This is a genomic window from Pedobacter montanisoli, from assembly GCF_022809115.1.
GTDB classification, from domain to species: domain Bacteria; phylum Bacteroidota; class Bacteroidia; order Sphingobacteriales; family Sphingobacteriaceae; genus Pedobacter; species Pedobacter montanisoli.
Window position 1 is genome coordinate 680,918 of sequence record NZ_JALGBH010000001.1, and the last position, 18,865, is coordinate 699,782.

General features: G+C 36.5%; 18 protein-coding genes. 11 read left to right on the forward strand and 7 right to left on the reverse strand.

The window, feature by feature from the left end; genetic code table 11:
- The first annotated feature begins 104 nt into the window (after positions 1 to 104).
- Entirely contained in the window at positions 105 to 1,655 is a 1,551-nt protein-coding gene (locus MMF97_RS02965; protein ID WP_243359006.1) for an Rne/Rng family ribonuclease, read from the forward strand.
- A gap of 484 nt (positions 1,656 to 2,139) precedes the next feature.
- Here MMF97_RS02965 and MMF97_RS02970 read toward each other — a convergent pair whose 3' ends face one another.
- Positions 2,140 to 3,354, reverse strand: a complete 1,215-nt coding sequence (locus tag MMF97_RS02970) for an ROK family protein (RefSeq protein WP_243359007.1) — start codon at positions 3,352 to 3,354, stop codon at positions 2,140 to 2,142.
- 131 nt (positions 3,355 to 3,485) lie between these two features.
- On the opposite strand from MMF97_RS02970, the gene radA reads away from it, so the two are divergent.
- Positions 3,486 to 4,859, forward strand: a complete 1,374-nt coding sequence (radA, locus tag MMF97_RS02975) for a DNA repair protein RadA (RefSeq protein WP_243359014.1) — start codon at positions 3,486 to 3,488, stop codon at positions 4,857 to 4,859.
- A gap of 99 nt (positions 4,860 to 4,958) precedes the next feature.
- Positions 4,959 to 5,423 (forward strand): DUF4920 domain-containing protein, encoded by a 465-nt coding sequence (locus MMF97_RS02980; RefSeq protein WP_243359015.1) that lies wholly within the window; start codon positions 4,959 to 4,961, stop codon positions 5,421 to 5,423.
- Between the two features lie 56 nt (positions 5,424 to 5,479).
- Here the strand turns inward: MMF97_RS02980 and MMF97_RS02985 are convergent, their stop codons facing one another.
- On the reverse strand, positions 5,480 to 6,712 hold the full coding sequence (locus MMF97_RS02985; protein WP_243359020.1) for a serine hydrolase domain-containing protein: 1,233 nt from the start codon (positions 6,710 to 6,712) through the stop codon (positions 5,480 to 5,482).
- A gap of 176 nt (positions 6,713 to 6,888) precedes the next feature.
- Between MMF97_RS02985 and fumC the strand changes: the two genes are divergently transcribed.
- From fumC to MMF97_RS03000, 3 genes are all read left to right on the forward strand, one after another.
- Positions 6,889 to 8,286, forward strand: coding sequence for a class II fumarate hydratase (gene fumC / locus MMF97_RS02990; protein ID WP_243359021.1), 1,398 nt, complete (start codon positions 6,889 to 6,891; stop codon positions 8,284 to 8,286).
- Positions 8,287 to 8,430: 144 nt separating this feature from the next.
- Positions 8,431 to 8,865 carry a fumarate hydratase gene (locus MMF97_RS02995; RefSeq protein ID WP_243359023.1) on the forward strand — a complete coding sequence of 145 codons (435 nt, stop codon included), beginning with the start codon at positions 8,431 to 8,433 and terminating at the stop codon, positions 8,863 to 8,865.
- Positions 8,866 to 8,880: 15 nt separating this feature from the next.
- The gene (locus MMF97_RS03000) at positions 8,881 to 9,672 is read left to right on the forward strand and encodes a S1/P1 nuclease (protein WP_243359025.1); all 792 of its coding nucleotides are present in this window, start codon (positions 8,881 to 8,883) and stop codon (positions 9,670 to 9,672) included.
- 67 nt (positions 9,673 to 9,739) lie between these two features.
- On the opposite strand, the gene MMF97_RS03005 is transcribed toward MMF97_RS03000, so the two are convergent.
- The 3 genes from MMF97_RS03005 to MMF97_RS03015 form a co-directional block, all read right to left on the reverse strand.
- On the reverse strand, positions 9,740 to 10,381 hold the full coding sequence (locus MMF97_RS03005; RefSeq protein WP_243359028.1) for a hypothetical protein: 642 nt from the start codon (positions 10,379 to 10,381) through the stop codon (positions 9,740 to 9,742).
- A gap of 318 nt (positions 10,382 to 10,699) precedes the next feature.
- Positions 10,700 to 11,887, reverse strand: coding sequence for a class I SAM-dependent rRNA methyltransferase (locus MMF97_RS03010; RefSeq protein ID WP_243359029.1), 1,188 nt, complete (start codon positions 11,885 to 11,887; stop codon positions 10,700 to 10,702).
- A 98-nt stretch (positions 11,888 to 11,985) separates the two neighbouring features.
- A complete protein-coding gene (locus tag MMF97_RS03015; protein WP_243359031.1) occupies positions 11,986 to 12,918 on the reverse strand; it encodes a hydrogen peroxide-inducible genes activator in 933 nt (310 codons plus the stop codon).
- 206 nt (positions 12,919 to 13,124) lie between these two features.
- On the opposite strand from MMF97_RS03015, the gene MMF97_RS03020 reads away from it, so the two are divergent.
- Complete coding sequence (locus tag MMF97_RS03020; protein WP_243359033.1) at positions 13,125 to 13,403, forward strand: hypothetical protein; 279 nt, start codon at positions 13,125 to 13,127, stop codon at positions 13,401 to 13,403.
- Positions 13,394 to 13,975: a hypothetical protein gene (locus tag MMF97_RS03025; protein ID WP_243359035.1), complete on the forward strand. Its 582-nt coding sequence runs from the start codon at positions 13,394 to 13,396 to the stop codon at positions 13,973 to 13,975. The genes MMF97_RS03020 and MMF97_RS03025 overlap by 10 nt, the downstream gene beginning before the upstream one ends.
- Before the next feature lie 18 nt (positions 13,976 to 13,993).
- Here the strand turns inward: MMF97_RS03025 and MMF97_RS03030 are convergent, their stop codons facing one another.
- On the reverse strand, positions 13,994 to 14,812 hold the full coding sequence (locus MMF97_RS03030; protein WP_243359036.1) for a DUF4249 family protein: 819 nt from the start codon (positions 14,810 to 14,812) through the stop codon (positions 13,994 to 13,996).
- Positions 14,812 to 17,133 (reverse strand): TonB-dependent receptor, encoded by a 2,322-nt coding sequence (locus tag MMF97_RS03035; RefSeq protein WP_243359038.1) that lies wholly within the window; start codon positions 17,131 to 17,133, stop codon positions 14,812 to 14,814. The genes MMF97_RS03030 and MMF97_RS03035 overlap by 1 nt, the downstream gene beginning before the upstream one ends.
- A 201-nt stretch (positions 17,134 to 17,334) precedes the next feature.
- On the opposite strand from MMF97_RS03035, the gene trmB reads away from it, so the two are divergent.
- From trmB to MMF97_RS03050, 3 genes are all read left to right on the forward strand, one after another.
- Positions 17,335 to 17,985 (forward strand): tRNA (guanosine(46)-N7)-methyltransferase TrmB, encoded by a 651-nt coding sequence (trmB, locus tag MMF97_RS03040; protein WP_243359040.1) that lies wholly within the window; start codon positions 17,335 to 17,337, stop codon positions 17,983 to 17,985.
- 39 nt (positions 17,986 to 18,024) lie between these two features.
- On the forward strand, positions 18,025 to 18,351 hold the full coding sequence (locus tag MMF97_RS03045) for an MGMT family protein (protein ID WP_243359042.1): 327 nt from the start codon (positions 18,025 to 18,027) through the stop codon (positions 18,349 to 18,351).
- 80 nt (positions 18,352 to 18,431) lie between these two features.
- The gene (locus MMF97_RS03050) at positions 18,432 to 18,776 is read left to right on the forward strand and encodes a carboxymuconolactone decarboxylase family protein (protein WP_243359044.1); all 345 of its coding nucleotides are present in this window, start codon (positions 18,432 to 18,434) and stop codon (positions 18,774 to 18,776) included.
- Positions 18,777 to 18,865: the final 89 nt, after the last annotated feature.

Here is an 18,865-nt window from a genome sequence, read left to right on the forward strand (position 1 = left end):
TTAGCCACAAATGAATGCTTATCAATATGTAGCATTCATTTGTGGATTCTGTGTTTTTTAGTCCATACGTTAATACGTGCTTAGCACCTTAAAATCTATAGCTTTTGGTAAAAGAATTAATTATCGATTCAACTCCGGCAGGAGTAACCATAGCTTTAATTGAGGATAAGCAACTTGTAGAACTCCACAAGGAACACGTTAATAATAATTACGCCGTTGGCGATATTTATTTAGGTCGCATCAAAAAAATTATGCCCGGCCTTAACGCTGCGTTTGTGGATGTTGGTTATGACAAAGATGCGTTTTTGCATTACTTTGATTTAGGCCCTCAGGTTCAATCTTTAATAAAGCTAACTAAGATTAAGCGAAACGGCACAGTAAACGGCACTTTACTAGATAACTTTAAATTAGAAGACGACATTGATAAAGCAGGAAAAATATCTGATGTTGTTAACAAAAACTTAGTTATTCCGGTACAAATTGCTAAAGAACCTATTTCTACAAAGGGACCCAGGCTAAGCTCTGATCTTTCTATTGCAGGAAGACACATCGTTTTAGTTCCTTTTTCTAATACAATATCTATTTCAAAAAAAATAAAAAGCAATACAGAGCGTAATCGGTTAAAAAAGATTATTGAAAGTATTAAGCCTAAAAATTTTGGAGTAATTATTAGAACGGTTTCTGAGGGAAAAGGCGTTGCCGAGCTTCAAAAAGACTTGCAGGACTGCGTTTCAAAATGGGAAAGCTTTATGAAAAAGCTTCCGGATGCAGAACCTTCCAAAAGAGTTTGGGGCGAGATGGATAGAACATCTACCTTAATCAGGGATATCTTAAACACTGATTTTGCAAACGTTTACGTAAACGATGCATTATTGTTTGAAGATATAAAATCTTATGTACATGAAATTTCTCCAGAGATGGAGAAAATTGTTAAACTGTACAAACATAAAGAGCCAATTTTTGATCATTTTGGCGTAGAAAAACAAATAAAAAACGGTTTTGGTAAAACCGTAAATTTAGCCGGAGGCGCTTATCTGGTTGTTGAACACACCGAAGCTTTACATGTAATAGATGTAAACAGCGGAAACAGAACGGCCAGCAAAGAAAATCAGGAAGAAAATGCGCTTCAGGTAAATAAAGAAGCCGCTAAAGAAATTGCCAGACAGTTGCGCTTACGTGATATGGGAGGTATTGTTGTGATAGATTTCATAGACATGCACAAACCCGCTAACAGAAAGCTGCTGTTTGATCACCTCAAAGAGCTGATGTTATTAGATCGGGCAAAACATACTATTTTGCCACCAAGTAAATTTGGTCTGGTCCAGATAACAAGGCAAAGAGTTAGACCTGAAATGAACATTGTTACGGTTGAAAAATGTCCAACCTGCGATGGAACGGGAGAAATTAAAGCAAGTATTGTTTTAATGGACGATATTGAGAGCAACTTAAGCTACATTTTGCGTGAGCAGAATGAGAAAAAAGTAACGCTTTGCGTTCATCCTTATATAGAGGCCTATATTAAAAAAGGATTATTTTCATTGCAATGGAAATGGTTCGTTAAGTTTGGTAAATGGATAAAAGTTAAACCTGTAAGCTCTTATCATTTAACAGAATTTCGCTTTATCTCGTCTAAAGACGAAGAAATAAAACTGTAATCTGGTTACATAAATAAAAAGTCTGGTTTTCTATGAATGGAACCAGACTTTTTTGTGATGTAAGCCTATCCAAAGCGTTTTCTAGATAGGTAAAAATTAACTTAAGTTGTTTTAGGCGAATCACATAAAACTTCACAGATAAACAGATCAGATGTGAGTGGACAACATCCCTTACAGTCAGGTTTATCAAGGCAATATGATGGTGGATAACCATTTCCTCCCTTTACTTTTTTCATCTCAGATTTGCTGAGTAGATTTGCTTTGTTCATTGTTCAAGTTTTAATTTAGGTTAGGTTGTTTTTTTACCACGTAAAAACATAAAACGATATGATTTAACAACATCATACTTGTTGGCTCAAGTGTTCGCATGCACTTGCTCAAGCCTTTGAACCAAATAATTCTGGTCTCAAAAGAATTGATATTCTTTAAGTTAGTAAATATTTAGTGAATAAGAAAGAGTTAAGTTACAGCCTCTTGAATAAGACTAATTTTCTAATACTCTGTTTCTTGCCAGTAAACAAGCTCCCCAAACCCCAGCCTGTTCATTCAATTCGGTAATCTTTATCTGGGTATCATTATTGACCAGGCTTGACGAGTATTTTCTCAATGCCGTTTTTAAGGGCAACAACAGATTTTCTCCGGCAGCAGTTAATTTACCGCCTAATACCACTAACTCAGGATTAAAAATATTAATTAGCGAAGCAATGCTTCTACCTAATTTTCCTGCCATTTCTGCAACAAGTTCGATAGCCAGCACATCATCGTTATAAATAGCTTCTAAAATATCATCTATTTCAAGGTTTCCCTGCTGATATTTATCGGATAAAATAGATGCCGATCCTTTATCGATACGCTGTTTAAACTGGTTCAAAAGCGCCCATCCCGAAACCTCTGTTTCCAAACAACCTTTTTTACCACAACGACAGATCACTTCATTATCAAAGGCAGGAACATGTCCAAACTCACCTGAAAACCCGGATTTACCGTAGTATAGGGAACCATTGATGATAATACCCACTCCCAAACCATAGTCTATATTCAGGAATAACATATCTTTCTCTGTTGTAACAACGCCACGGGCAAATTCTCCATAACACATCGCTCTCGAATCATTTTCTATAAAAACCCGCATGTCTAACTTTTGTGAAAGGATGATATCTAAGGGTTCATTATAAAAATTAAACAGGTTATGACTCTTTCCTGAAATCTGGTTAATCCGCCCAAATAAGCTAATTCCGACAGCTAATAGTTTTTCTTTAGGTAGGTTACTTACTTTGATAAAGTCCAGAATGATATCGCATAACTCATTTAATCCTTTTTCTGTGTTAGATGCCCGATAAGACACTTTATCTTTAAAATACACTAGGTTTTTTTGTAAGTCTAAAACCGCAAATTTGATATGGTCATTTTTAATATCTACTCCTAGAAAATACCCTGCTTCGCCAGCTAAACCATAAACATTAGGCTTTCTGCCACCGCTTGATTCTTGTTTGCCATAGTCTTTAACCAGTCCCAGTTCAACCAGATCATTCAGTACATCTATAATTTTTGGCGTACTTAAGCTCAACTGTGTCTTCAGATCTGCTATGGTAGCATTGCCATATCTGCTAAAATAAGCGATAACTGCTTTTTTTAGCGTTATGGTCTTATAAGCCACTCCAGAAATACTATCGTTATTAATTTCAGTAAAGCGTTTCATTCTGCCTGATTTTCTAAACAAAAATAAGATATAAATTTAAGGCCGGTATGTAAAATAAGTAATGATTTGTAAAGGCAATAGAGTAAATTCGTAAGCTAAACGAGCAATTAAACTTTAAAAAATAATTTCAATTGGCTAAAACAAAAACAGCATATTTCTGCCAAAGTTGCGGTTATGAGTCGGCTAAATGGCTTGGAAAATGCCCTGTCTGTTCACAATGGAATACTTTTGTTGAAGAAATCATCGAAAAATCAGCAAATGTACCTACATGGAAATCGGCAAGTGGTACACAGCGCTTAAATAAGCCTAATCGCCTAGATGAAATTCGCAGTGCGCAAGAGGAACGCATGCCTACCGGTAATGCAGAACTTGACCGTGTTTTAGGTGGCGGACTTGTAGCAGGATCTGTAACATTAATTGGTGGAGAACCGGGTATCGGCAAATCTACTTTAATGTTGCAACTGGCCTTAAATATACACCATGCAAAGGTGCTCTATATTTCGGGCGAAGAAAGCGAGCAGCAAATCAAGATGCGTGCAGAACGCATAACCCAAACAACCAACACCAATTGCTATATTCTTACAGAAACTTCTACTCAGAACATATTCAAGCAAATAGAGCAATTAGAGCCTAATGTGGTGATTATCGATTCTATACAAACCTTACATTCATCACATATAGAATCTACTCCGGGCAGTGTTTCTCAGGTTCGTGAATGCACCGCCGAACTGCTGAAATTTGCCAAAGAAACTTCAACACCTGTTTTCCTAATTGGCCATATTACCAAAGACGGTGCTATTGCCGGTCCAAAAATATTGGAGCATATGGTTGATACGGTTTTACAGTTTGAGGGCGACCGTCATCATATTTACCGCATTTTGCGCTCTATCAAAAACCGTTTTGGTGCTGCTGCAGAACTTGGCATTTACGCCATGCATGGCAATGGTCTCCGTGAGGTTTCAAATCCATCTGAAATACTGCTTTCTCAACGCGAAGAAGAATTAAGCGGGATTACCATTGGCGCTACTTTAGAAGGCGCAAGACCTATGCTTATCGAAACTCAGGCTTTGGTTAGTAACTCGGCCTATGGTACGCCTCAAAGATCAGCGACTGGTTTTGACACCAGACGTATGAATATGCTTTTAGCCGTTCTGGAGAAAAGATGTGGTTTCAGGCTGAGCATAAAAGACGTTTTCCTGAATATCGCAGGAGGTATAAAGGTTGAAGACCCTGCCATTGATTTAGCCATTATCGTTGCCATTATTTCTTCGCATGAGGATATGCCTGTATCATCAAAAATATGCTTTGCTGCCGAAGTAGGTCTTTCAGGTGAAATCAGAGCAGTAAACAGGATAGAACAGCGTATAGCCGAAGCAGAGAAATTAGGATTTGATAAGATCTTTATTTCAAGTTATAATGTTAAAGGCTTTGATAAAAACAAGTACAAAATCCAGCTCGTTACAGTTGCGAAAATAGAAGAAGTATTTGCGGCCTTATTTGGCTAAGTTATTTTAAAACAAGACTTTTCTGGCAAAGTATAATTCTGTTTGTTCTTATTTAGAAGGATTTTAAATATATTTGACTGATTAACATAATTCGGAAAAATGAAAAAGATTATTTTAAGTGCAATATTCTGTGCTTTTGCAACTTTTGCTTTTGCACAAGACGCTTTTCAGGGCCAAGCATTTGGTGAAGGCGTAAAAAAAGGTGGTGAAATTACGGCTGATAAAGTAGATGCTACTTTAGGCAAAGGCAATAAAGCCGACATGAAAGTTGTTGGAGAAGTTGTTTCTGTTTGCAAGAAAAAAGGTTGTTTCATGAATCTGAAAATGTCTAATGGCGAAACTATGCGTGTAGAATTTAAAGATTATGCATTTTTTATGCCTAAAGATATTGAGGGTAGAAAAGTAGTTATTGATGGTTTTGCAGAAAGAAAAACAACATCTGTTGAAGATTTGAAACACTATGCTGAAGATCAGAAAAAATCTGCTGAAGAAATTGCTAAAATTACCCAACCTAAAAAAGAAATTATTTTCGAAGCTAAAGGCGTTGTTCTTTTAGACAAATAAAAGCTAAGGTTTATATCATCTAAAAAGGCAGGAAAATTTCCTGCCTTTTTTATTTCTTAATCCTCATCACTACCCGGCAATGAGCCTGATCCCGAATACGCTCCTTTTCTGATAATAGGCATTTTCAGGTATTTATATAAATCATCTAAGTGCATTAAACTGCCGTTAGTTAGATTACCCAAAAAGATTACTACAATATCTTTATCTAAATCTCTTACATAAATATGTCTGAAACCATGCCACCAGCCGGTATGGTAAACTACTTTATCCATATTTTTGCCATCAAACATACGCCAGCCATAACCGTAATTAAAATGTCCGTTTACAGGTTTGTTTCTGCCAACATAAGCAGAATCTAAGCTTTTATTAGAAAGAAGTCTTTCATTTCTAAGGTACTTATCATACAAAACCAGATCATGCAAGGTGCTGTAAATTCCTTTATCGCCAACTGGCCCGTCTAAAAAGTTTTGCGCAACTGAGTATTTCCATATTTTATCATGGCCAACCACATCTACAGGTATCTTTTCATACTCTGCCTTAGAATAAACATGCGTATTTTTCATCCCCGCAGGTTTAAAAATATTTTCGGCCATATACTGAGAATAGCGCATACCTGTAACTTTTTCGATAATAGCGCCTAAAACCATATAGTTAGAGTTATTGTAGTGGAACCTGTTATCGGGTTTTACATAAGGGTTAGGTTTACGCTCGGCTATAACTTTCATCACTTCCTCATTGGTAATCCCTTTTTTCATATCACGTTTTTCCTTACGCCATATATCATCAATAAAATAAACGTAGTTCATCATACCACTACGGTGGGTAAGCAATAATTTTATCGTAATACCCTCATAAGGGAAGTTAGGAAAGAATTTTTTAACATTATCATTAAGGCTAAGTTTACCTTGCTCTACCAGTTGCATAATGGCCACTCCGGTAAAGGTTTTGGTAATAGATGCCAGTTCAAATTCTGAGTTGATCTTTAAGCTATCGCGATGCAAATAATCTGCCCAGCCTTTTGCCCCCTGATAAATGATCTTGCCTTTCCTGGCCACTAAAGCATTCCCATTAAATCCGTATCTTTTGTGCAGGTTCTCGACGAATTCTGCTATCCATTTATCTTCATTCTTTTTATCGTAAACTAATAATAAACTATCGGCTTTATCATCTTCTTTTACTCTTACTTTTTTATCGGCGGCCTTTTTCTTCTCTTTTTCTTCCTTACTGGTACATGCTACAACAGAAAATATACTCAGTGCAATTGCCGCAGCAACAAATCTAATCCTCATTGATACTGGTTTTCTAAAGTTAAAGCCCGAAAAATAAGCATTATTAAACGGTATCGGGGAAAAGAGTTTTAAACATTCTCTGTTGTTTTATTCCTCTCATTTTATCACAAAGTAAATACAGTTTAAATTGCCATATCCGTTCTAAAATATTTAAATTTGGCTAAAAATATAAGATCATGAGTTTCAGAATAGAACACGATACAATGGGCGAAGTTCAGGTTCCTGCAGATAAATATTGGGGTGCACAAACTGAGCGTTCGCGTAACAATTTTAAAATTGGGCCTGAGGCTTCTATGCCTAAAGAAATTATCCATGCTTTCGGCTATCTTAAAAAAGCTGCAGCATTGGCAAATAATGAACTAGGCGTGCTTTCTAAGGAAAAAACAGACCTGATTGCAAAAGCTTGTGACGAGGTAATTGCCGGACAGTTGGATGATCAGTTTCCTTTGGTAATCTGGCAAACCGGATCGGGTACGCAAAGCAATATGAATGGTAATGAGGTAATCGCGAACAGAGGCCATGTATTAAACGGTGGTAGTTTAGCCGATGATCAAAAAATCCTTCATCCAAACGATGATGTAAACAAATCTCAATCATCTAATGATACTTATCCAACAGCCATGCATATCGCTGCTTACAAACAGGCAGTAGAGATTACTATTCCGGGATTAGAAAAACTTAGAAATACCTTAGCCGCAAAAGCTGCTTCGTGGAGCAATATTGTAAAAACCGGCCGTACACACTTTATGGATGCAACTCCCCTAACTTTAGGTCAGGAGTTCTCTGGTTATGTACAACAGATAGATAATGGAATACGAGCCATTAAAAATGCGCTTGAGATGATTAGCGAGTTAGCTCTTGGCGGTACTGCTGTTGGAACCGGACTAAATACCCCTAAAGGTTATGATGTATTGGTTGCGAAAAAGATTGCAGAATTAACTGGATTGCCTTTTGTTACTGCTCCAAACAAGTTTGAGGCTTTGGCGGCTCATGATGCTATGGTTGAGCTTTCTTCTGCCTACAAACGCGTTGCGGTTTCTTTAATGAAAGTGGCAAATGATATCCGTATCTTAAGTTCTGGTCCTCGTTGTGGTATCGGCGAAATCATTATCCCCGATAATGAACCTGGGTCTTCTATCATGCCTGGAAAAGTTAATCCTACGCAACCAGAAGCTTTAACAATGGTTTGTGCGCAGGTAATGGGTAATGATGTAGCTGTAAGTATAGGTGCCAGCAATGGTCATTTTGAGCTTAATGTATTTAAACCTGTTATTGCAGCTAATGTATTGCAAAGCGGCCGTTTAATAGGCGATGCCTGTGTATCATTTAATGATAAATGTGCCGTTGGTATTGAACCTAACGAACCTGTAATTAAGCAGCATTTAGAAAACTCCTTAATGTTAGTTACTGCATTAAATACCCATATTGGCTATGAGAATGCGGCTAAAATTGCTAAAAAAGCACATAAAGAAAATAAAACTTTGCGTGAAGCGGCTATTGAATTAGGCTTATTAACCGATGAGCAGTTTACTGCCTGGGTTAAGCCTGAAGATATGGTTGGCAGCTTAAAATAAAAAATATCTTTAAAGCATGGTTGTTATTAAAACAACCATGCTTTAATTTCATCACAGCGTAGCATTATTTATTTCTTAGGTTAAATGTGTAAAAAGTATATCTTCATTTTTTTAGTTGGCATAACGGCTTTAGCATGCAGGCGCATGCCTAATGTACAAGGTAAAGGAGAAACTTTTTTACAAGGCATATGGCAGCAGGATAGCGTAGCTCACGCTGAAAAGCTCCTGTCATATACTACCCATCGGTTAAAGTTTACCTGCGACTCTTTTTACGTTGATTTTGTAACTCATTCTAAAGAGAATTACTATGAAGATTCATGCTTTAACAATGGCGTGTGGAAAGAGTATGCAAAGGGAACTTATCTGGTAAAAAATGATACCTTAACTCTTGTTGGCGACTTTACCAAAGCAAACTATAAACAAAAGGTTAGCGGTTGCTACCGGACGGGGAGATATATCAACGAATTTAAAATTAAGAACTGGTCAGCTAAACAGCTTGCTCTTGAAGACTTGAACAGTCATAATCCATTAAGTTTTACCCTACGTGAACAAATAATCTGCGTACCAAAAGAATTATAATCTTAACCATAAAAAATGAAACTGATTAAAAAATTAATTTTTGTAGCTGTGCTAACTTATTTACCATATGCTGCAAATGCATGGGGTTTATTAGGGCATCGCATTGTAGGCGAAATAGCTGAATCTTATTTAAACCCTAATGCCCGAAAAGCCGTTAAAGAAATTTTAGGTTCTGAAAGTATGGCTATTACGGCCAATTGGCCAGATTTTATCAAATCTGATTCAAGTTATAATTATTTAAGCTCATGGCATTACGTTAACCTACCTGAAAATTTAGACAAAATTGGGGTTAATAATTACCTTGAGAACATGACAGAAGCAAACATTTACAACAAGACTAATGAAATGATTGCCCTGTTAAAAAACAAGCAAACTCCGGCAGCTCAAAAGCTTTTGGCTTTACGTATGTTGATACACTTAGTAGGCGATATGCATCAGCCTATGCATACTGCCCGTAAGGAAGATTTAGGTGGTAATCGGATTACGGTTAACTGGTTCGGACAAAAATCTAACCTGCACCGCGTATGGGACGAACAGCTAATTGATTACCAGCAGTTAAGCTATACAGAATATACAAAAGCAATTAACAGCCCTACAACAGCACAACTTGCTGAATGGAAAAAAGGAAACATCAAAGATTATATTTTTGAATCTTACGAAATCTGCAATAAAATTTATGCTACAGGCATTAAAAATGACGACAAGTTGAGTTATAGATATAATTTTGACTGGATTTCTACGGTTAACTCTCAGTTGTTAAAAGGTGGTATAAGACTGGCTAATATCTTAAATGGGATTTATGGTTAAACACAATGCATAAAAAAACAAAAAGCTGCCCTTTTCGGAGCAGCTTTTTGTTTTTAAAGGGTAGGTTCTATTTTCTATATGGAAAGTTCCTTGATACTTTTCTCATCATTCTCTCTATCAGATCATCTGTTGAGCTAAAAACACTATCATCCATTGTTTTAAAGAATCTCCATAACAATTCTCCATTTGAGCCATTATTTACAGTCATGGTTAGAGTTCCAGAACCTGTTTTCCCACCAAAGCCTCCAAACAAAACAGCAGAGGCAATTGCTCCGGCTTCACTTTTACTTTGTTCCTGTTCAAATTTACCACCAATTACCGCATCAACACCTAATATTTTTGCTATTTCATCTTTAGTATATTCATCCAGTTTATCTAAGATTCCAGATTTCTTAAGAAGTATATTCGTTTTATCCACATCCTGAAAATCAACAGAATAATCATTTTTCTTTCTTAACAAAAAAGTATACATGCTGGATTGTATATTTTTTGCCATTGCCAGTTCTTGCTGATGGTTTCCTTCTGGGCTATAATTTTTAGGTTGTTTTTTGTAGGTGATTTTAGTTTCGAAAGGTAATATAGCAACTAGCTTCTGAGTAGAAATTGCTTCTTTTAAGTCCTTAGCTTCGTAAATTTGCTTGCTTCCTTCAAATTGTGAGAATGCTTTTAATGATGTTAAGGTAAAAATTAATAATAATAGTTTTTTCATAAAAATTGATCTTAAATAATTTGTTGGGTTATAATTGTTTGTTATTTATTTGATAATGCAATAGACATCCTTCTTTACTTAAAAACAGTAAAGCAAATACATGAAGGATAAACATATAAATGTTTATAAGAAAGAAGTTTTTGACTTGCCTGAATATTTGTATTGAGCATTATAGAGCCTTAATTCTGATTCTTTTCTAACAGATTGTTTATCAGGGCGCAAACATAACACTTTTTTGTTTAAAACAAATGGTTGTGACAGGATATTTTATAAGAAAATAAGGTCTTGATTTAGATTTTAATTTAAAGATTTGAGTGCTTAGACCACTCTGATCAATAGGCCTTTCAAGTATTCTCCTTCCGGAAAAGAAAGTCGAATTGGATGGTCTTCGGGTTGACAGAACTGCCTGATCACCTGTATTTCTTTGCCTGCATCTAAAGCTGCCCAAGCCAGAACTTGCTTAAAGCTTTCTATATCCATAGCTCCTGAGCAAGAGAATGTAGCTAGTAGGCCTCCTTTTTCTAAAAGCATTAACCCTCTTCTATTGAGATCTTTGTAGGCCCTTGCTGCACGGTCTAATGCCGATCTTGAAGGCGCGTATTTAGGAGGATCTAAGATTACCACATCAAACTTTCGTTCTTTATCTCCAAATATTCTAAGTTGCTTGTTCACATCATTTTGAATAGCCGTATGTTTATCGGCTTGAAAATGATTTAAGCTAATATTTTGATTCAATGTTTGTATAGCTAAGGCAGAGCTATCTACACTGGTAACCGCTTTCGCTCCTTGCTGTAAGGCATTTAAGGTAAAACCTCCGCTGTAACTAAAGCAATCTAATACGGTTTTACCTTCCACATATTCTGCTAATATTCTTCGGTTATCACGTTGATCACAATAAAATCCTGATTTTTGTCCTTCGGCAATATTGATATGGTATAAAATGCCATTCTCTTTTACTTCAATAAATTCAGGAGGATTTTCTCCCCATAGCAAACCATTTTCGGCTTCTATACCTTCATGTGTACGGGCGGTAGCGTCACTTCTGTCGAATATCCCTTTAGGTTGCAGGAGATCTACTAAAACTTCAATAATAACGGGTTTCGCTTGTTCTATACCAGAACTTAAGATCTGTACGGATAGAAAGTCTGCATATTTATCTACAATTAAGCCTGGTAAAAAATCTGCTTCGCTAAAAATTAATCTGCAGGCATTGGTTTGAGGATTGTGCAAAACATGAGTTCTTGCTTTTATGGCATTCTTTATTTTTTCATAATACCAGTTTCTGTCTATTTTTTTGTCCTCGTTCCATTCAATCAAGCGTACTGCTACTCTAGACTGGTCATTAAAGAATCCGTAAGCTAAAAAATCGCCATTAAAAGCTATTACTTTTACAATATCTCCGTTTTCAGGGCTACCTTTTACTTTTTCCAGCGCTCCTGAAAATACCCATGGGTGCATTTGCAGAACTGCTTTTTCTTTACCTTTTTTCAGCTTAACTTCTACCATGCGGCAAAGTTAACATTTTAGGTTTAGGCTCAGGTATATGTTTCCAAAGAATTCGTCTTATTTTTGGCTTTAAATGGCTCGTATTTAATCGATAATGATTATATCCCAACCACGTCTTTCTTTTTTTTCTGCTTCATACTTTTAGGTATAATCGCCAGGATTTCATCCTTCAAAGCTTGCAGCATACGTCTTTTCACAAAACTTTTATGGGTTACCAGGCCAATTTCACGTACCGGTTCTGGTGATTTAAAATATCGGACTTTATTGAGTTGTTTGGTATTCAGATCTCTCAATGCCAATGCAGGTAAAAGTGTAGTGCCTTCGTTCACATCTACCATTCTAATAAGTGTTTCTACACTACCCGTATTATAGGTTAAAGTTTGCGGCTTATTATTTTTAGTGGTGCGGCAGATGTTTAAAACCTGCGAACGCATGCAATGCCCCTCGTTAAGCAGCCATATATTTTCCTCATCAAAATCATGTGCATCAATAGCCTTTTTCTTATATAACTTGCTGTTTTTACTAATATAACCCACAAAGTTTTCATAAAATAAAGGATATTCTTCAAGATTAGTATCTATCAACGGAGTGGCCAATATACCACAGTCTATTACACCGGTTTTCAAGTGATGAATAATATCATCTGTAGTGTATTCCCATATATATAATTTTAAATCGGGATACTTAGCCAACATTACAGCAATAACTTCGGGCAATAGATAAGGCGCTATAGTTGGAATAATACCAATTTTAAGTTCTCCTGTAATTTCCTGTTGCTGGTTATTGATGATTTCTTTTATTTTCTGATTTTCCTGTAAAACAATTCTGGCCTGCTGAATAATCTGAGTACCAATTTCAGTAGGCACAACGGGCTGCTTACTGCGGTCAAAGATTTTTACATTTAAAAACTCTTCCAGTTTCTGGATTTGCATACTCAGCGTAGGCTGAGTTACAAAGCATTTTTCTGCCGCACTAACAAAGCTTCTGTAAGTATCTACAGCAACGATGTATTCAAGTTGAACTAAGGTCATATAGTTAAAATTGATAGTCTGTTTACTACATTATAAATTTATAAAATATTATCGTAAATAATATATAACAGACCAATTATACCGTCAGAACTCAGTAAATATTCATGATTTCAAAGATAAAATAGAGCACTAAAAATACTCATTTTTAAGTATTTGATCGACTTGAAACTAGCCCTAACTTTAAGATATCAATAATTTTTATGAATATGAAAACAAGCAAAACATTATTTCTATTAACAGCAACCTGCCTTTTCGCATCTGGATGTGAACTGTTTGAGGCAGAGCCTGAAGAAGAAAAAAAAGTGGATAACTCTACTTACACCTACACTTACACTTGCCCAACAGGCCGGACAAACACTGTTCAAATTCCTAATCGTTTATCAGCCACTTGCAAAAGAAATTGGGAGTATTATGCCCGTACCTATGGTTGCAATGATGCCGATAATTTTTCTGAAGCAAATAGAAGAAAAGCAGAATGTCCATAAGATTTTTAACCATTGCATTACTTTGCTTAATTGGGAGTAGTGCAAGCTCGCAAATTAAACTCACATCAGGGCAATATACTACTGAGGATGGCTATTATACGGTTACGATCAATTTTACCGACAAGGAACTTACCTTAATTGAGCCCAATCGTACTTCGGTGTACCATAAGCTTGAAGGAAATGTATTTCAGTTTATTCATCCTACCAACAAAATCGATTACAGGATAGAAGTGACCAGCCCAACAACCATACAAACCTTTAAGCCAGCAGTTAATAGTAGCCGTTATACCCTTACACTCAACAGTAAAAACGCGACAGCTTCCAATGAGCAGTTCAACACCTATTTTGCCCTTTCCGAAAAATATAAGGCGAAGATGCTAAGTGATAAAAAAGACGCCCAGTTATGGTCTTTTTGTGCAGCAGCAGCTATGGCTCGCAGTAGTATGAACGAGGAAGGTTTTAAGGAATATGCCGCTAAAATTGTCTCGTCTATTAAGTTAATAGTTGTTGATAAAACTAAATGCCCTTGTGAGGATGCAATTCCCAAAGACATTTGGAATGGAGCAAAGTAATTTTCTAAGCGAGAAGGCCTATTTAACTGTATATTCTATACTTTGTATAGTGTGTGCACTAAAATAGCCTATTGCGCCACCTGAAATATTGCTTACAGGATTAACCGGAGAAGCATTGCCACTGCTGCCCAGAGCACCGTCTTTAACAGATTTCCAGTATTTAAAAATGTTTTTATCTATGTTCAGGAATTCTACTTTTATCTCATCGCCCTTTTTTAGCTTAGTTTCTTCGGTAAATTCATTTGGCCAAAGCATTTGTTTTACAAGCTTCCCATTGGTAAACTCATCATCGGTAACAGTTATGGTTTTAGTATAAACTCCATTTACATATTCGAAAAACCTGTAATAATTCTCCCGATCTACCGGATCAAGGTAAGTAACGTGTGTAAACAATCTGGGGCCGTCAAACAAACTTAACTCGAATGCAAAAGCATTTTGAGCCACTACTTTTTGGGGCATTATGCTCGTGGCAGTAAAGGTTTTCCCTACTATTTGTACTTTAAGTTTATATGCTTTTGAGGGAATACCCTTTAAAAGGTCGTTTCTGTAAATTCCTTTAGTACTCGTTTCGGGCAGAATGTAAGGTGTTCCAGATTCGTCTTCTATACTTACCAGCGCCCCACTTTGTCCGTTAAAATGATTATCTGCATTAAAATTCTTCACTTTACTTAAAGCTACCTGAGCGCCTTTTAACTGATCGGTTATTTGTGCTTCAATTACATACTGATCTCCGGGCTCATCCAGCTTAAGTGTAATCACATCTTCACACCCGGTCAGCAAAAACAAAAGTGCAACAAGCAAAAAAGCAGGGTTTAATGTATATTTCTTCTCCATCATTAAAATTTAAAATTATATGAAACAGATGGTACAAACTTAAATAGCGTAGTTCTTACAGCCTCGGTAACCGAAGGATCTTTTTCAGACTCCCTGAAAGTTATGGCATAAGCATTTTTTCTTCCATAGGCATTATAAAGACTGAATGAAAGTTCTGAGCTGAAATTCTTTCTCTGTTTTAATTTATAATTGGCACCCAGATCTAATCTGTGATAGGCCGGCATTCTATAACTGTTCCTGCTACTGTAGTAGAAGAAGGTCCTTCCATCCATATTATATTTTCCGGCCGGAAAAGTAATTGCATCGCCCGTGTAATAGATCCATGAAGCAGAAAAGCTCCATTTCTTGCCCGGATCATATGCCACAACCGTTGAAAATTCATGTGTCCTGTCCTGACGGGCATTGTACCAATCGCCCTGATTAATTCCTTCTATTTTTCTTTCTGTTTTAGAAAGCGTATAACTTAACCACCCCGTTAACTTTCCTTTTTTCTTTTTAAACAGAAATTCGAGGCCATAAGCTCTGCCTTTGCCCGCAAGAATTTGTGTTTCTATGTTATCTGAGTTAAATGTATCTGCTCCATCTCTGTAATCGAGCTGGTTTTGCATGGTTTTATAATAGCTTTCTACATTAAATTCAAAAGTATTATCCCTAAAATTGCGATAATAACCAGCAGAATACTGATCAGAAATCTCCGGCTTGACCATTAAAGAACTAGGCAGCCACTTATCACTTGGTCTGCCCGATGTGGAGTTGGAAATAAGGTGCATATTTTGCGTATTCCGTACATACGACATCTTAACCGACTGATCATTATCTAACAGGTAACTTATTGCTAAACGAGGTTCAAGATTGAAATAGGTTTTAACAATCTGACCACTTTTGTAAGTCTTTGTATCTACAATATTTCCTTGAGGATCAACAAGCAGGAAATCGCCTTTACCTAAAATACTGAAAGCGCTTAGTCTTAAGCCTGCAGTAACGTTGAAGCCAGGAGAAATATTCCATTCATCAGACACAAAAATGCCATTTTCTAAGGAATAGCGCTCTTGGTAGTTGATAGGATTATAACTCGATTGCCCTTCAGAAGTTATTTGTCCTGGTTTTACAGTATGATATATACTATTAAGTCCAAATTTTAACTGATTTTGAGCTGATGTTTGCCAGAAATACTGATGTTTAAAAGTCAGGTCCTTAATCTGAGAGAAAATCTGTACATTATCCAAACCCGTGTTAACAGCGATTTTATTCTGATAACCCGTATAGGATGCTGTGGTATTTACACTTAAAGCAGAGGAAAATAAATGCTGCCATTGCAAACTTGCCTGCTTATTGCCCCAGGTTAAACCAAATGTTTCTGCAAGCCCTAATTTATCGGCACCTAAATATCCCGTAAAAATTAGCTTGTCACGCTCGCCAAGCTTGAAATCTGCTCTACCATTTACGTCATAAAAGTACATAATGTTTTTATTGATACTACTATCTGGCGATAACCTGATCAATGCATCTACATAGGTACGGCGACCTGAAATAATAAAAGAAGATTTTTCTTTTTGAATGGGGCCTTTAAGGGTAAGTTTGGAGGAAATCAGCCCGATGCCTCCATCTACTTCAAATTTTTCGGCATTGCCTTGTTTCATCTTAACATCCAGCACAGAAGAAAGTCTGCCGCCAAATTGTGCTGGCATACCTGTTTTATAAACCGTAATATCTTCTACCGCATCGGGATTAAAAGTTGAAAAGAAGCCCATCAAGTGGGATGCATTATATACCGGAACATCATCCATTAGAACCAGATTCTGACCTGATGATCCCCCTCGCACATAAATTCCTGCTCCTCCTTCGCCCGCCGATTTAATTCCTGGTAAAAATTGGATTGCTTTTAAAATATCCCGCTCTCCAAAAATAAGCGGTATGCTTCTTACTTCTTTCATGCTCAGCTTTTCGGTACCCATCTGTGGGTTTTCAAGCTTCCGTTCATTCATTCTTGAAGAGACCACTACCTCATTTAGAGTATTGAGATCTTCTTCCAGTTCAAAATTCAGGGTTTGATCTTGTTTTACCATTAAGCTTTGTTTCTTTTCCTTAAAGCCTACAGCTGTAATATCAAATACATGGTTTCCTGCCTTGAGCTTAACTTCGTAAAAGCCCAGACTGTCTGTATATATTCTTTGTTTAATTCCTGATATTTTGATACTTACTCTTTCTAAAGGTTCAGTTCCTGATGTTACCATCCCTGAAATAGTAAAGACCTGTTGTGCAAATAATGTAAAAGGAAAAGCGAGGAAAAACAAGGGAATTATCTTCAATAAAACGGATCTCATAAACAGCTGCGTATCAGAATTAAATAATTATAAACTATATGGACAAATATGCTAAAAATAGAATCTACCTAACTCACTTATATGTCAATATATCGTTAAAACATTCCTATTTGTGTTAGTGAATATGAATGGTCTTATCCTGTCTTTATTGCAACTGCAGATTAACGATTAATTGCTATTTTTGTGCTTTAATATTAAGTTGTGGGTAAAGATAAATTAAGAAAGTTTTCAGAGATCAATACGTTTGACAACGTTTACCAGTTAGAAGAGGGCAAACCTTTAAAAGGAAAATGGAGCCGTGAGCATTTTAAAAACGATAATCCGGTTGTTTTAGAATTGGCCTGCGGAAAAGGTGAATATGCCGTTAACATGGCCAAATTATTTCCTGAGAAAAACTTTATAGGAATAGACCTTAAAGGTAACCGTATCTGGCGTGGGGCTAAAACGGGCGTGGAAGAAAACATTCCTAATCTTGCCTTTTTACGCATACAAATAGAAGATCTTCAGGATTACTTCGGAGAAAAGGAAATTGCCGAAATATGGATCACCTTTGCAGATCCACAGCCACAGATCAGCAGGGAACGCAAACGCCTTACTTCACCTAATTTCTTAGCAAAATATAAGCCTTTACTACGTGAGGGTGCAAAAATAAACCTGAAAACAGATAATGATGGTTTGTATAATTATACAAAAGAGAAAGTTGCTGAACTGGGTTTATTAACCCATAAAGATACCGACCATCTTTACCAGTCTGATTTGGCAGATGAAGTGCTTTCTATCAAAACACATTACGAACGCATTTACCTTAAAAAAGATAAAAACATTAATTACATTCAGTTTTCGTTTAGTTAGCAAACAGTTCTTTTGACTTTCAACTCTTAACTTAGGAAAATGGATACCAATTTTTATGAGCAAGTTTTTGAAGTTGTTCGCCTTGTTCCAAAAGGCAGAGTAACTTCTTATGGCGCCATTGCAAAAGCTCTAGGTGTGGCCAATTCTTCAAGAATGGTAGGGCACGCTATGCGTTATGCCGGTATGTCGCAACCCAAAGTACCCGCACATCGGGTAGTGAACAGTGCCGGGCTGCTTACCGGAAAGTTTCATTTTTCTCCCCCTTCTTTAATGGAAGAGCTTTTAGCCGCCGAGGGCATCATTGTTGAAAATGATAAAGTAAAGAATTTTAAAAAGGTCTTCTGGGATCCGTTGAAAGAGCTGTAAAGTTAGAAAGACACAGATCCAAGGTCCGGATCATAAAATGCAAATTGTAATTCGTAAATCAAAAACCGTAAATTAAACTCATGGGAAAATTAGCAGAAGAATTTAACGCCTATCGTACAAAAATGAACGACAGGATCATGGAAACATCAAACACCAATATTAAGCGTTTTTTTGCCTTAGATACCACTTCTTATGCGGATGGTGCTTTATCTGTTAAAACTAAAGAAATGCTGGGCCTTGTAGCTTCTATGGTATTGCGTTGCGACGATTGCATTAAATATCACTTAGAGAAATGCTATAACGAGGGAGTGAATGATGAGGAAATGAACGAAATCTTTATGATCGCCAATTTAGTAGGCGGATCAATTGTTATTCCCCATTACAGAAGGGCTGTTGAGTTTTGGGATGATTTAAAACAAAGCTAAAATTCAAACTGATTATCATAAATACCACCTCATAAGTGTTTAAATAAAAAATGCGGAGCTATACAAACTCCGCATTTTTTATTTCGACT

What these genes read in the sequence shown, in the direction of transcription:
- MMF97_RS02970 (WP_243359007.1), bottom strand. Translation starts at nt 3,354, where the DNA reads ATGAAACGCTTTACTGAAATTAATAACGATAGTATTTCTGGAGTGGCT.
- MMF97_RS02980 (WP_243359015.1), top strand. Translation starts at nt 4,959, where the DNA reads ATGAAAAAGATTATTTTAAGTGCAATATTCTGTGCTTTTGCAACTTTT.
- MMF97_RS02985 (WP_243359020.1), bottom strand. Translation starts at nt 6,712, where the DNA reads ATGAGGATTAGATTTGTTGCTGCGGCAATTGCACTGAGTATATTTTCT.
- fumC (WP_243359021.1), top strand. Translation starts at nt 6,889, where the DNA reads ATGAGTTTCAGAATAGAACACGATACAATGGGCGAAGTTCAGGTTCCT.
- MMF97_RS02995 (WP_243359023.1), top strand. Translation starts at nt 8,431, where the DNA reads ATGCCTAATGTACAAGGTAAAGGAGAAACTTTTTTACAAGGCATATGG.
- MMF97_RS03000 (WP_243359025.1), top strand. Translation starts at nt 8,881, where the DNA reads ATGAAACTGATTAAAAAATTAATTTTTGTAGCTGTGCTAACTTATTTA.
- MMF97_RS03005 (WP_243359028.1), bottom strand. Translation starts at nt 10,381, where the DNA reads ATGAAAAAACTATTATTATTAATTTTTACCTTAACATCATTAAAAGCA.
- MMF97_RS03010 (WP_243359029.1), bottom strand. Translation starts at nt 11,887, where the DNA reads ATGGTAGAAGTTAAGCTGAAAAAAGGTAAAGAAAAAGCAGTTCTGCAA.
- MMF97_RS03015 (WP_243359031.1), bottom strand. Translation starts at nt 12,918, where the DNA reads ATGACCTTAGTTCAACTTGAATACATCGTTGCTGTAGATACTTACAGA.
- MMF97_RS03020 (WP_243359033.1), top strand. Translation starts at nt 13,125, where the DNA reads ATGAAAACAAGCAAAACATTATTTCTATTAACAGCAACCTGCCTTTTC.
- MMF97_RS03025 (WP_243359035.1), top strand. Translation starts at nt 13,394, where the DNA reads ATGTCCATAAGATTTTTAACCATTGCATTACTTTGCTTAATTGGGAGT.
- MMF97_RS03030 (WP_243359036.1), bottom strand. Translation starts at nt 14,812, where the DNA reads ATGATGGAGAAGAAATATACATTAAACCCTGCTTTTTTGCTTGTTGCA.
- MMF97_RS03035 (WP_243359038.1), bottom strand. Translation starts at nt 17,133, where the DNA reads ATGAGATCCGTTTTATTGAAGATAATTCCCTTGTTTTTCCTCGCTTTT.
- MMF97_RS03045 (WP_243359042.1), top strand. Translation starts at nt 18,025, where the DNA reads ATGGATACCAATTTTTATGAGCAAGTTTTTGAAGTTGTTCGCCTTGTT.
- MMF97_RS03050 (WP_243359044.1), top strand. Translation starts at nt 18,432, where the DNA reads ATGGGAAAATTAGCAGAAGAATTTAACGCCTATCGTACAAAAATGAAC.